Below are 12,978 nucleotides of genomic sequence, written 5' to 3'. Positions count from 1 at the left end.
ATGCATTTTCGACAAGACCCCGAAGACGAACGCTTTCGCGAAGAGGTCCGCGCCTTCCTGCGCGCCAGGCTTCCGGCGGACGTTGCCGAGCGCAATCGCCGCGGCTTTCATCCGACCAAGGAAGACGAGCTCTGGTGGACCCGCGTGCTCTACGAGCGCGGCTGGTCGGCTCCGCATTGGCCGGTCGAATACGGCGGCACCGGCTGGTCGCCGCTGCGGCGCTTCATCTTCGAGGAGGAATGCTTTCTCGCCGGGGCTCCGCCGACCTGCGCGGCCGGTTTCTCGCTGCTCGGCCCGGTGCTCTATACCTATGGCAACGAGGATCAGAAGCAGCGCTTCCTCGAGCCGACGCGTCGCGGCGACATCTTCTGGGGACAGCTGTTCTCCGAGCCCAATGCGGGCTCCGACCTCGCGTCGCTGAAGACCATCGCGGTGCTCGACGGCGATCACTACATCGTCAATGGCCAGAAGACCTGGACCACCGAAGGCCATTACGCCGACTGGCTGTTCTGCCTCGTTCGAACCGACACCGAAAGCAAGCCGCAGCGGGGCATTTCGTTTCTGATCATCGATGCGAAGGCGCCCGGCGTGACCGTGCGTCCGATCGTTTCGCTGGACGAGTCGCACAGCCTCAACGAAACCTTTCTCGACAACGTGCGCGTGCCGGCCGCCAATCGCATCGGTGAGGAGAACAAGGGCTGGTCCTACGCCAAGCTGCTGCTCGAGCACGAGCGCGCGTTCTCGGCCGAAGTGCCGCGCAACAAGCGGCTCATGGCGCAGCTCAAGCAGATCGCCAAAACCCAGCGCAGCGGAGCCGGACGGCTCATCGACGATCCGGTGTTCTCGGCGCGCATCGCCGAGGCCGAGATCGAACTGCGCGCGCTCGAATGGCTCACCCTGCGCGCGCTCGCCGACATGGATCACGGCGCCGATCCGACCAAGCCGGTCGGCTCGGTGCTCAAGGTTCGCGGCTCCGAGCTGATCCAGAAGATCGGTGCGCTGATCGTCGAAGCGCTCGGCGATCACGGGCAGGCTTTTTATCCGGAACACGGCTTCGAATCGCTGCCCGGGCCGGCCGAAGCGCCCGGGCAGGTCGCCGATTTTCTCTATCGCCGCGCGGTCACGATCTACGGCGGTACCAACGAAATCCAGCGCAACCTGATTGCGCGCGGTCTGCTGGGGCTCTGACGTGGATTTCACGCTAAGCGAAGAACAGACGATGTTGCAGGACAGCGTGCGCCGCTATGCGGAGCGCGACTGCGAGCTCGAGACGCGCCGCGACTTGATCGCCAAAGGCGGTTTCGATGCGAAACGCTGGAGCGCGATTGCGGAGATGGGCTGGCTCGCGGCCGGCTTGTCGGAACAGCACGGCGGATTCGGTGGCGGTCTGCTGGACGAGGCGGTGCTGCTCGAAGAAGTCGGTCGCGGTCTGGTGCCGGAGCCGCTGCGGGACTGCGGCCTGCTGCCCGCACGCCTGCTCGCCGCGCATGAGGACTTGCTTGCGCCGCTGCTTGCGGGCGAGGTCGTGTATGCGATCGCCCATGGCGAGGATGCAGCGCGTGGGCGCGCGTCCTGGGTCGAAGCGCGGGCCGAGCGCAGTGCCGGCAATTACCGCCTCGGCGGGCGCAAGACGCGCGTGCTCGGTGGCGCGGCAGCCCAGCGCTTCCTGGTGTCCGCGCGCGTCGCCGGCGATGCGGATGCGACCGAAGGCCTGGGCCTTTTTCTCGTCGAGCGCGGCAGCGCGGGCCTGAACGTGCGCGACTATCGTCTCGTCGACGGAACGCCGGCCTGCGATCTCGAATTCGATGCGCTGGAGCTGCCGCCAAGCGCACTGCTCGACGCCGAAGCCGGCGCTGCGATCGCCGGCCTGATGCAGGGCGCGGCGGTCGGCGCTTGCGCCGAAATGGTCGGGGCGATGGAGCAGGCCATCTGGATCGCTCGCGACTATCTGCGCACGCGCAAGCAGTTCGGCGTCGTCATCGGCAGCTTCCAGGCCTTGCAGCATCGCATGGCCGATTGCCACATGGCGCTCGAACAGGCGCGCTCGATGCTGTATCGCGCGCTGTCGTTCGTCGACGGCGATGCAAGTGCGCGCGCCGTCGCGATCAGCGCCGCGAAGGCGCAGGTCGGGCGCAGCGCCCAGTTCGTGGCGGCGCAAACCGTGCAGCTGCACGGTGGCATCGGCGTCACCGATGAGTACATCATCGGTCACTACTTCAAGCGCCTGCTCGTGCTCGAAGCCTGCTACGGAAGCAGCGCGTTTCACCTCGGCGAAGTGGCGCGCAGCCTGCGCGAGGCGGCTTAGGAGCTCGCATGTACGACCATTACCAAAGCCTCAGGATCGAGCGTCGCGGCCACGTGCTCGTGGTCACGCTCGACAATCCGCCGACCAATGCGGCCGATCTCGGCACGCATCGCGAGCTGTCGACGATCTTCGAAGACATCGCGCGCGACGAGCAGACGCGCGTCGTCGTCGTCACCGGCGCCGGCACGCGGGCGTTCTCGGCCGGTGGCGACATCGACGTGATGATCCAGCAGATCGCCGAGCCCGAAGGGCGTCGCGTGCAGATGGCCGAGGGCATTCGCATGCTGCATGCGCTGCTCGCGCTCGAGAAGCCGCTGATCGCGCGCATCAACGGCCATGCCATCGGCTTCGGCGCGACGCTCGCGGTGTTCTCGGACATCAGCTACGCCGTCGAAACCGCCAAGCTCGCCGATCCGCATGTCGGGGTCGGGCTCACGGCCGGCGACGGCGGAGCGCTGATCTGGCCGCTGCTGATCGGCTATGCACGCGCCAAGGAGCTGCTGCTGACCGGCGATGCGCTGAGCGCGAAAGAGGCGGCCGCGATCGGCCTCATCACGCGCGCGTATCCGAGCATCGAAGCGCTCGACCAGGCCGTCTATGCGATGGCCGACAGGCTCGCCAGCGGCGCGACGCGCGCGATCAATTCGACCAAGACGGCGATCAACCTGGTGCTGCGCAAGCAGATCGAATCGCTGATCGAATCGCATATCGGCTTCGAGTTCATGAGCGCCTTCAGCGAGGATCATCGCGAGGCCGCGATGGCGTTCAAGGACAAGCGCAAGCCGCAGTTCACGGGCCGCTGAACAATAGAATCACCACGAGGCATCCATGGCTTCCATCGCACTCAAAGGCGTCCGCGTACTCGATCTTTCACGCGTGCTCGCGGCTCCGCTCGCGACGCAGCTCCTCGCCGATCTCGGTGCCGAGGTCATCAAGGTCGAGCGTCCGGGCAGCGGCGACGAGGCGCGCACTTACGGGCCTCCGTTCCTGAAGACCCGCGATGGCGAAGCCACCGACATCGCCGCGTTCTACCTGGCCTGCAACCGCAACAAGCAGTCGATCACGATCAATCACGCGCTGCCCGAAGGACAGGCGCTGATCCGCAAGCTCGTCGCGCAATCCGACGTGCTCGTCGAGAACTTTCGCGGTGGCGTGCTGAAGAAATACGGGCTCGACTACGCGAGCCTGCACGAGATCAATCCGCGCCTGATTTACCTGTCGGTGACGGGCTTCGGCCAGACCGGGCCTTACCGCCATCGCCCGGGCTACGACGGTATTTTCCAGGCGATGGGCGGGCTCATGAGCGTGAGCGGCCATCCGAACGAGCCGATGAAAGTCGGCATCAGCATGGTCGACATCCTGACCAGCTTCTACGGCGCGACCGCGATTCTCGCCGCGCTGCGTCATCGCGATGCGAGCGGCGAAGGCCAGCACATCGATCTCGCCTTGCTCGATTGCGGGCTCGCCTCGCTCTCGCATTTCGCGATGAATTACCTGGTCTCCGGCACGGTGCCGACGCGTCGCGGCAACGGCGGCTTCGGCGGCATTCCGTCGCAGGCCTTCCAGTGCAGCGACAAGCCGCTGTTCATCGTCGCCGGCAACAACGCGCAGTTCAGCGCGTTCTGCCGCGTCGCCGGCCGCATGGACATCTTCGAAGACCCGCGCTTCAATTCGACGGCCGGACGCATCGCCAATCGCGAGCAGATCCTGCCGATCCTCGACGAGGTCTTCAAGACCAAGACGCGGGACGAATGGCTCGAACTACTCGACGAAGCCGACATCCCCGCGAGCCCGGTCAACGAGCTACCTGATGTCTTCGAAAACCCGCAGATCCAGCATCGCGGCATGCTCGCCGAGACCGAGCATGCGCTGGCCGGCGCGATCAAGATTCTCGCCAATCCGATCCAGTTTTCGGCCACGCCGATCGGCGATTACACCGCGCCGCCGCTGATGGGCGAGCACACCGATGCGATCCTGGCCGGCAAGCTCGGCTTGCGGGCTGGCGAGCTGGCGGATTTGCGTGCGAAGGGCGTGATTTGATGGGGCAGCATGCCTGCCTTCTCGATTGGTGTTGCGTTGTGTGCCTTCAACCCGGGCGTGGCAGTTGCCCCACGTAGTTTGCCTGCGGTGACCGCCGGGGCGACTGCCGCATTTCTTCCTGTGCATGCGCGATCCAGCCCAGCGCCCGGCCGATCATCCCGATGGCGAGCTCGTTGCCCCTCATTCCCAGCATGTGGCCCAGGAACAGGAGCGGAATGATGACTCCTGGCGCGCGTCCTGTCAGTTCGGTGGTCAGATTGAGCGCACGCATCAGGCGCTCGAACTCGGGCTCACCCTTGAACACTTGTTTGCTTGCGCTCATCAGGGCATCCGCGCGAGCGTCGCCTTGCTGATGGTTGGGCAAGGGCTCGAACCCGGGAATTTTCTCGGCCAACCGAATGCGGCCGATCACGGCTTCTTCGGGATGGTTTGATGAAGCGACTTCGGCGATGAATCGGCGCACGGCATCCACTCTGTTGAATCGAATCGACTGCCCGCCTCCTGCGACCATCCCCACGATCACCGCACCATAGGCCGTCACCCCCGTAATGGCCGCAGCTCTGACAGCCCGTGTCGTGTCGCAGAATTGCTGATCCGCTACGAGAATCATCGCGCGCCGTACAAGATCGGCGATCGCGTCGGATTTGGTCGTAGCCGATGCGACAACCTGGTGGATCGGATCGGCAGACGGCTCGCTCCGGTTGAACAGAAGGGCAGTCAGCCAGCGGACGGCGTCGGCTCCTGCTTGTGCGAATCCTGCCGCCGAAGTGTCGAACGCCCTTGGATTGGCTCGCTCGAGCAAAGGCAGGAGCGCGAGCGCGCGGTCCATGGGAAGCGCAGACGACAGGCTCGCCAGAATTTTCTTTTGATGTGGCGCCGGCTTTGGTAGGCGACCAGAGAATATTTCGGCTGGATCCGCTTGCCACAAAAGCCCCGCGACGGACTCGAGGGATTCGGTTTCGGCAAGTCCGATCACGCTTTGCCCCCGATAGTAGGTGCCGTCTTCGGTCAGAAGAGTGATCGCGGTCTGGCGTGCCTCGGCGCCGGAATCGGTTCGTGTGCCGCCCTTCGTCGCCAGAGCGATGACGTCGGCGCGCCAGTAACGGCTGGACCGTGAATCCGGAGTCTGAAACGACCGCAGCTTCTTCCGACTCACATAAGCGTAGAGCGTTGCAGGTGACACGCCCAACATCGCAGCGGCTTCGCTGGCGGAAAGGTAAAGATCGTTACTCATGGCGGTATGGCTTTTATGTTGATTGTGTAAATCAATATTGAGCTTATGGAAGTCTATTTCAGTTGCGGGAAGAAATGAAATTCATCCGATCAGCGCAGGCCTGGATACTGTCATGCTGCAATAAGGCCAGTATTTTATTGGTACAAGCTTGTCATTGATGCTGGATGCAGGCTTGAGCTACGGCGCCGAAAGTTGTCTATTGATCGTTTTTATCAAGATTGACGATGGTGAAGCGCTACATATCATCTCCTGGCGAGATTCGGCGATAGACGCCGAACGCGGGGAGAGAAAATAAATGCGTACTGCGATATCAGCTGCTGTCTATGCTTTGGGCGCTTTCACCCTGATTGCCGCCCCCGAAGGCTACACCCAGGTTCCGGATCAGACGCCGACCACCGCCGACTCCGCCGACCTGACGTCCGACGGTGAGACGGCCGGCATCGAAGAGATCGTCGTAACGGGATCGCGCATTTCGCGCCGCGATTACACGTCCGACACGCCAATCACGACGATCAGCGAGGAGTCGATTGCGTCCGCCGGTGCGCCCACATTGGAGGCGAGCCTCAATCAGCTGCCTCAGGTGGCGGCATCGGCCGGAGCACAAGCCAGTCTGTTCTCTCGCGCCGGTCAGGCCAGCATCAATCTGCGTGGCCTGGGTCAACAGCGCACCTTGGTGCTCGTCAACGGACGGCGCATGCAGCCGTCCGGAAACGACGGCAGCGTCGACTTGAATGTCATTCCGAGCTCACTGATCGAGAGTGTCGAAGTGATCACGGGCGGCGCCTCCGCCACCTATGGATCGGACGCGGTGGCGGGCGTCGTCAACCTGAAGCTGAAGAAGCACTTCAACGGAATCGAGCTCGACGTAGGGGCAGGCGAGACCGCCAAAGGCGACGGTGAAAACCAGAGCGTGTCGCTGACGATCGGCTCCGACTTCGCCGAGGATCGTGGCAACGCTTATCTGTCTCTGAGCTACGCCAATCGCGACTCGATTGCGTTTCGCGATCGCGACTATCTGCGGGGGCAGGCTTACTCGAGCAATTCACCGGGCGGGCTGATCGCGGTATCGGCCGCCAACCTTCCCACTCAGGATGCCGTGAACGCTGTCTTCGCTCGCTATGGTGTCGCCGCGGGAGCCGTGGGGCGCACTTCGGTGTTGTCGCTGAACCCTGATGGCACGCTGTTTCTGAATGCCGGCGCCGTGAACTTCAAAGGTCCGCAAAGCTCTCTTCAGAGCATCTACAACAACACCGTATTGTCGGCGACCGGTGATTACTTTCTTGCCCAGGTACCGCTCGAGCGCCATTCGATTTTCGGCCATGCCGACTACACGCTCAACGACAAGGTCTCGGTATTCGCCGAGGGTCTTTTCACCAACTACTCGGTGACGACCCAGGCCAATCCGGTGGTGGTGGGGTCGGTTTCCAGCGCGCCCCTGAGTGTTCCAGTGACCAACCCGTTCATCTCGACGGATCTGGCCCAGATCCTCGCTTCTCGCCCGAATCCGAACGCTCCCTTCAACATTGCCCAGATCATCACGCCGGTGGGCAACCGCATGGAGGAGAACCAGTACAACGTTTATCAGTTGACCGTCGGGGCCGAAGGGCGTCTCGACGTACCGGAGCTGTCCTGGAACGTCTACGGTAGCTACGGGCGAACCGAACTTCTCCAGACCGAGATCAACTTCCCGAGCACGCTTGCCTTGCAACGCCTGGCGAACGCCGCAGACGGTGGACGTAGTCTGTGTGCCGGCGGCTATGACTTCAATCGCATCGATACGCTTTCGCAGAGCTGCGTCGATTACATCCGTCGCACGGCTCGCAATACCACGGCGCTCGAACAGAAGGTCGTCGAAGCCACGGTGCAACGTCGACTTTTGACTTTGCCCGCGGGCGAAGTCCGTTTTGTCCTGGGTGCCGATTACCGTAGCAACACCTATGACTACACGCCCGACGCGCTGATCCAGACCGGTGAGTTGGCGAACTATCTTCCGATCATGCCGTCGAGCGGAGAGGCGACCGTTCGCGAATTCTTCGGCGAACTTCTGATTCCGGTTCTGACGGATGTTCCGTTCGCTCAGGATGTCTCACTCGATCTGGGTTATCGCCATTCCGATTACGACACGGTCGGTGGCGTCGATACTTACCGGGCCGACGGCTATTGGAAAGTCAACGACATCATCGGTTTTCGCGGCGGTTATGCACGGGCGGTGCGGGCACCCAGTGTCGGCGATCTTTTTGCCGCTTCCGCCAATGGACTGACCGCACTCGGCACGCCGGGCCCGATCGGATCGGGAGATCCCTGCGATGTCCGCGGCGCCTATCGCGCAGCCAGTTCTCCGAACGCCGATCAGGTTCGCGCACTCTGCCTGGAGCAGGGCGTTCCAGCCGCGGTGATCGACACCTTTACCAATACGGTCAGCCGCACGCCGTACACGACGGCCGGCAATACGGAGCTCAAGCCGGAAGTGGCCGACACCTATTCGGTCGGACTGGTGCTCAAATCGCAGTTGCAGAATGAATGGCTTTCTCGCCTCACCGCATCGGTCGACTACTACAACATCAAACTGGATGGCGCGATCGGCATGGTGACCAATACCGTTGCCGCGACACAGTGCTTCAACGCAGGGGCCAATCCCGGCTTTTCGAACAGCAACTACTACTGCGCACTGATCAGCCGCGATCCTTCAACGGGCCTGGCGGTCAACATCGGCAATCCCTTGCTGAATCTGGGCAGCTATTCGACGTCGGGCATCGACTTCCAGACGGACTGGTCTCTGCCTCTCGGGGCAGTGGGCTTGGGGGACTCTGCCGGTACGATCAGCCTCGGCGTGGTGGTCAATTACCTCGATACCTTCAAGATCCAGACCCTGCCCACCAGTCCCAAGCTGGAATATGCCGGCACCCTGGGCAATACGCAGGTCGATTTCTTCGCGACCGCCCATCCCGAATGGAAGGGCAGCGTCAATGCCGGCTGGCGGATCGGCCCCGTACAGTCCTTCCTCAAGTGGCGCTACATCGGTGAAATGGCCAACGCCAACAACGTCGGAACCGGCGGTGTCGCGCATGGCGTCCCCAGCGTGAGTTATTTCGACCTGGATTTCAGCTGGGATGTAAGCGATACGCTGCAACTGCGGACGGGCGCCGTGAACATCACCGACAAGGAGCCGCCGGTGCTGAACGACAGCCTCATCGGACAAGCGCGCTCCGATCTCTACACCTATGACCTGGCCGGCCGCCGGTTCTACGTGTCTCTCAAGGCCCGTTTCTAGTCTTCCGCAATCGGTCGATGGTGACCGCCCGCCGAATCACCGCTCCTTTCAGTCCTGGTCTCCAATGAACCTTAGTCGTCGCGCCTTCATCGAATCGCTTGGTTCCGTTGCGCTGAGCGCCATCGCGGCACCCGTCTCTGCAGGGGAGCGGACCGCGGTTCCCCATTCCGCCGGAACCGAGCGGCCGCGATCCAGGGCGCCGGCTCATGCCTGTGACGCGCATCTTCATATTGCCGACGCTCGTTTCCGGCACGACTTTCCCCAGCGGTTCGGCGGAGCCACGTTCAACGACTACCGGAAGCTGCAGCAGCGCATCGGCGTTTCCCGCGCGGTGATCGTGCAGACCAAGATTCATGGCGTGGATCACGCCTGCCTGCTCGATGCGCTGAAGCAGCTCGGACCCAATGGGCGTGGCATTGGGGTCGTGACGCCCGAGGTTGACCAGGCCGAGCTGCTTCGCCTCGATGCGGGTGGGGTTCGAGGTCTCAGGTTCAGTGTCTGGAATCCGGCCGACGCCTTCACGACGCTGGACATGGTCGAGCCGCTCGCTCGCCGTATCGCCGATCTCGGCTGGCACGTGCAGATTCATGCGATGGCAGATCAGATCGTCGATGCGGCCCCCTTGCTGAATCGGCTGCCCTGTCCGATCGTGTTCGATCACATGGGCAGGCTGCCTCCAGCCCAAGGGGCGGATCATCCGGCTTTCGGTGTGATCTGCAGGCTGATGGACCAGCGCAAAGCCTGGGTGAAACTGACCGGGGCCTACCTGAACACGACTCAGGGACCGCCCGATTATCCGGACGCCACGCGCATCGCCCGCGCCTTCGTGGCGCAGGCCCCGGATCGTCTCGTCTGGGGCAGCGACTGGCCGCATGCGACCGAAGCGACGCCACCGGACGATGCGCGGCTTTTCGATCTCCTCGGCGTCTGGGCCGGCGACGAGGCGACACGTTCGCGCATCCTGGTCGACAATCCGGTTCGCCTCTACGGCTTCGCCCGAGCGGATGCGGCATGAGCCAGTCCCTGCTCGCCGGTCTGGGATACGGCATGGTTGCCGTGTTCATGACCTTGATCATGACCAAGCGTGCTTCTGCGGTGGTCGCGCTGATCGCGGTTCCCATCGTGTTCGCGCTGGTCTCGGGGTTTGGCGCGGATCTGGGCGGCATGATCATGAAGGGCGTGCTCGCCCTGGCACCCACGGCCGTAGTGCTGTTATTCGCCGTGCTCTACTTCGGCATCATGATCGATGCGGGGCTGTTCGACCCGATGGTCCGCGCGGTCGTTCGGGCCGTCGGCAGCGATCCGCGCAGGGTTACCGTCGGTAGCGCCCTGGTGGCCTTGCTGGTTTCGCTGGATGGTGATGGCGCCACCACGGCGCTCGTGACCGTTACCGCCTTCCTGCCGATCTATCGCCGGCTCGGAATCAACCCGTTGATTCTCGGCCTGCTGCTCGGGGCCGCCAACGGACTGATCAACATCGTCCCCTGGGGAGGCCCGACGCCACGCGTGGCCGCGGCTCTCCGGGTCGATGTCAACGACATCTTTCTGCCCCTGCTCCCCGCGATCCTGATAAGCGCGACAGGAGTTCTCGCACTGGCCTGGTATCTCGGTGCCAAGGAACGCCGTCGCCTGGGTGCCGTGGCGGAACTTGCTCCCATCGAGGGCTTCGGAGGCGTGCGCGACGAGGGAACCGGCCTGGAACGCCCGCAATTCTTCTGGCTCAACCTGATCATCACGCTGGCGGTTCTCGCCGCTGCCGTCGCGCACATCCTGCCGTTGCCGGTTGTTTTCATGATCGGGCTCGTGATCGCCCTTGCCCTGAACTACCCGCAGGTCGGAATCCAGCGCATCCGCATCGCCGCTCACGGCGCCAACGTGCTGCCGATCATTCTTCTGGTTTTCGCCGCCGCGGTGTTCACCGGCATTCTGGACGGGACTGGAATGGTCAAGGCGATGGGCGCCAGCTTCGTCGGCGTGGTCCCGCCATCGATGGGACGTCATCTCGCCGTCATTACGGCAGTCGCCAGCGGGCCGCTGACGTTCGTGATGTCCAACGATGCTTATTACTTCGGCATCGTGCCGGTGATCGCCGAGGCTGCCGCGCACTACGGGGTCAGCGCCGCCGAGATCGGGCGCGCCTGCCTGCTCGGGCAGAACTTGCATGCGCTGAGCCCGCTGGTCGCGGCCGTCTATCTGGTCGTCGGCCTGCTCGATGTCGAGATCGGAGCCATGCAGCGCTTTGCACTCAAGTGGGCGGCGGCGCTCGCAGCCTTGCTGGTCCTATCCGCCGTCGTCACCGGCGCGATCCCTTTCACCGCTTCGGGCCACCCCCAGCATTCCAATCAAGGATCGTTCATTGAACACTGAAAAGTCAGCTGTCGTCGTCGTGCCGGTCGGTGCATTGGGGGCCGGCATCAAGTTCGAGCATCTCGAAGCGGGTCTCGCTGCGGGTGCGCATGCCATGGCGATGGATGCGGGTTCGACCGACAGTGGTCCTGCTGCGCTCGCCACCGGCTTGTCCAAGTACAGCCGGGATGCGGTCAAAAGCGATCTGAAGTTGCTCGTCGCCGCGCAGGCCAAATGGAAGGTGCCGTTGCTGGTCGGATCCTGCGGGACATCCGGTTGCGACATGGCTGTCGATTGGACTCTGGGGATCGTGCTTGAAATCTGCGAGGAGCTGAAGCTGGCGCCGAGGATCGCAACCCTTTATTCGGAACAGCAGCGCGGTGTGATCAGCGACCGCTTGGCGCAGGGGCGGGTTCGACCGCTGGCTCCGTCCGTTGAACTCGGCGAAGCGGTGATCGAGTCCTGCGAACACATTGTCGCACTGATGGGGCCGGAGCCCTACATCGCCGCTCTGGAGGCCGGTGCCGAGATCGTGCTCGGAGGACGCACGACCGACACCGCCGTGATCGCTGCGGTGCCCATCATGCGAGGTGCGGGGGCCGGCCCCGCATGGCATGCCGGCAAGATCGCCGAGTGCGGCGGACTTTGCACGACGAACCCGTTCGAGGGCGGAGTCGTGATTCGCGTCGAACAAGATGCCTTCGAGATCGAGCCGTTGAGCGCGACGAATCGCTGCACCCCGTACAGCGTCTCGGCGCACATGCTCTACGAGAACAGCGACCCGTATCTCCTGCACGAGCCCGGCGGAATTCTCGACGTCACGCAGGCCAGATACGAGCCCGTCAATGACCGCATCGTGCGAGTCACCGGTTCCAGGTTCATCGAAAAGCCCTACACGATGAAACTGGAAGGCGCGGCCAACGGCCCGTTCCAGACCATGATGCTGATCGGAATCACAGACCCCCAGGTTCTGGCTCAGATAGACAGCTTCCTGGCCAACATGCACGCCACCCTGATCGAACGGGTGGACGCTGTTCTGGGCGAGGCCGCCGGCCAGTACGACATTTCGTTGCGCCCATACGGGTGGAATGCGGTTTCCGGACTGCCCGTGCGCGACCAATGGCCGACCCGTGAGCTTGGCCTTCTGCTGATCGCGACAGCCGGAACTCAAGAACTGGCGCTGCAGATCGCCAAGATCTGCAACCCGTATTTCTTTCACTTCCCCCTGCGGCGCGACAAGGAATTGCCGAGCTACGGGTTCACCTTCTCACCGGCGGAAATCCAATTGGGACGGAGCTACGAGTTCGTTCTGAATCACATCGTGGAAACCGTTGACGGACTCGAACTCGTACGCATGGCGTACTGGCCTTGAATGGAAACAATGGAGCGCTCCCACATGCCCAAGCTCAATGACGTCTGCCGCTACGTGCGTTCGAAAGCAGCCGGACCATTCTGGATCACGGTCGATCTGTTCTTTGACGGCCCCGAATCCTTCGATGCCCACAAGGACAAGGCAGGCTTGACGGTCGACAGTATCGCCAAGCGGCTTCATCTGCGTCCGGAGACCGTCAAACGCATCGAGGTGCCGGAGCTGGCAGTGATCAAGTTCTCTTATCCGAGGACGCACGCTCAGGGCGGGGTGTTCGAGCGAGACATGCACGGGGGACAACAGTTCGCGCCATTGCTCGATATCGATCTTTGATGTCGGCTGGCTGTCTTGCGCAAACGCGGTCACACACGGGCTCGGTCGGGATCGGTGTCGACCCGGCGGCGCGGGGCAGC

Annotated in this window: 10 protein-coding genes; 9 read left to right on the top strand and 1 reads right to left on the bottom strand. The window is 63.2% G+C overall.

Features of this window, described 5'->3' with window-relative positions:
- The 4 genes from WQQ_RS04555 to WQQ_RS04540 are packed head-to-tail and all read left to right on the top strand — an operon-like array spanning position 1 to position 4,345.
- On the top strand, positions 1-1,188 hold the full coding sequence (locus WQQ_RS04555) for an acyl-CoA dehydrogenase family protein (protein ID WP_007183895.1): 1,188 nt from the start codon (positions 1-3) through the stop codon (positions 1,186-1,188).
- A 1-nt stretch (position 1,189) separates the two neighbouring features.
- On the top strand, positions 1,190-2,305 hold the full coding sequence (locus tag WQQ_RS04550; RefSeq protein WP_007183894.1) for an acyl-CoA dehydrogenase family protein: 1,116 nt from the start codon (positions 1,190-1,192) through the stop codon (positions 2,303-2,305).
- A gap of 8 nt (positions 2,306-2,313) precedes the next feature.
- Complete coding sequence (locus WQQ_RS04545; RefSeq protein WP_007183893.1) at positions 2,314-3,108, top strand: enoyl-CoA hydratase/isomerase family protein; 795 nt, start codon at positions 2,314-2,316, stop codon at positions 3,106-3,108.
- Between the two features lie 25 nt (positions 3,109-3,133).
- Positions 3,134-4,345 (top strand): CaiB/BaiF CoA transferase family protein, encoded by a 1,212-nt coding sequence (locus WQQ_RS04540; protein ID WP_007183892.1) that lies wholly within the window; start codon positions 3,134-3,136, stop codon positions 4,343-4,345.
- A 46-nt stretch (positions 4,346-4,391) separates the two neighbouring features.
- Here the strand turns inward: WQQ_RS04540 and WQQ_RS04535 are convergent, their stop codons facing one another.
- Positions 4,392-5,579 carry a citrate synthase gene (locus WQQ_RS04535; protein ID WP_007183891.1) on the bottom strand — a complete coding sequence of 396 codons (1,188 nt, stop codon included), beginning with the start codon at positions 5,577-5,579 and terminating at the stop codon, positions 4,392-4,394.
- Positions 5,580-5,874: 295 nt separating this feature from the next.
- Between WQQ_RS04535 and WQQ_RS04530 the strand changes: the two genes are divergently transcribed.
- Genes WQQ_RS04530 through WQQ_RS04510 form a run of 5 tightly spaced genes read left to right on the top strand, consistent with a single transcriptional unit; the run spans position 5,875 to position 12,898 of the window.
- Positions 5,875-8,850, top strand: coding sequence for a TonB-dependent receptor domain-containing protein (locus WQQ_RS04530; RefSeq protein WP_007183890.1), 2,976 nt, complete (start codon positions 5,875-5,877; stop codon positions 8,848-8,850).
- The gene (locus WQQ_RS04525) at positions 8,801-9,865 is read left to right on the top strand and encodes an amidohydrolase family protein (RefSeq protein ID WP_202800603.1); all 1,065 of its coding nucleotides are present in this window, start codon (positions 8,801-8,803) and stop codon (positions 9,863-9,865) included. The genes WQQ_RS04530 and WQQ_RS04525 overlap by 50 nt, the downstream gene beginning before the upstream one ends.
- Positions 9,866-9,873: 8 nt before the next feature.
- Positions 9,874-11,217, top strand: coding sequence for a CitMHS family transporter (locus WQQ_RS04520; protein ID WP_083844508.1), 1,344 nt, complete (start codon positions 9,874-9,876; stop codon positions 11,215-11,217).
- A complete protein-coding gene (locus WQQ_RS04515; RefSeq protein ID WP_007183887.1) occupies positions 11,207-12,568 on the top strand; it encodes an acyclic terpene utilization AtuA family protein in 1,362 nt (453 codons plus the stop codon). The genes WQQ_RS04520 and WQQ_RS04515 overlap by 11 nt, the downstream gene beginning before the upstream one ends.
- A 24-nt stretch (positions 12,569-12,592) precedes the next feature.
- Positions 12,593-12,898 (top strand): DUF4387 domain-containing protein, encoded by a 306-nt coding sequence (locus WQQ_RS04510; RefSeq protein WP_007183886.1) that lies wholly within the window; start codon positions 12,593-12,595, stop codon positions 12,896-12,898.
- Positions 12,899-12,978: the final 80 nt, after the last annotated feature.

Origin of the sequence: Hydrocarboniphaga effusa AP103 (genome assembly GCF_000271305.1) — a bacterium.
Classification (GTDB): Bacteria; Pseudomonadota; Gammaproteobacteria; order Nevskiales; family Nevskiaceae; genus Hydrocarboniphaga; species Hydrocarboniphaga effusa.
This window is presented reverse-complemented; position numbering and strand designations above follow the sequence as displayed.

Coding starts and splice junctions, on each gene's coding strand:
- WQQ_RS04555 (WP_007183895.1), top strand. CDS start 1: ATGCATTTTCGACAAGACCCCGAAGACGAACGCTTTCGCGAAGAGGTC.
- WQQ_RS04510 (WP_007183886.1), top strand. CDS start 12,593: ATGCCCAAGCTCAATGACGTCTGCCGCTACGTGCGTTCGAAAGCAGCC.
- WQQ_RS04545 (WP_007183893.1), top strand. CDS start 2,314: ATGTACGACCATTACCAAAGCCTCAGGATCGAGCGTCGCGGCCACGTG.
- WQQ_RS04530 (WP_007183890.1), top strand. CDS start 5,875: ATGCGTACTGCGATATCAGCTGCTGTCTATGCTTTGGGCGCTTTCACC.
- WQQ_RS04540 (WP_007183892.1), top strand. CDS start 3,134: ATGGCTTCCATCGCACTCAAAGGCGTCCGCGTACTCGATCTTTCACGC.
- WQQ_RS04525 (WP_202800603.1), top strand. CDS start 8,801: ATGACCTGGCCGGCCGCCGGTTCTACGTGTCTCTCAAGGCCCGTTTCT.
- WQQ_RS04535 (WP_007183891.1), bottom strand. CDS start 5,579: ATGAGTAACGATCTTTACCTTTCCGCCAGCGAAGCCGCTGCGATGTTG.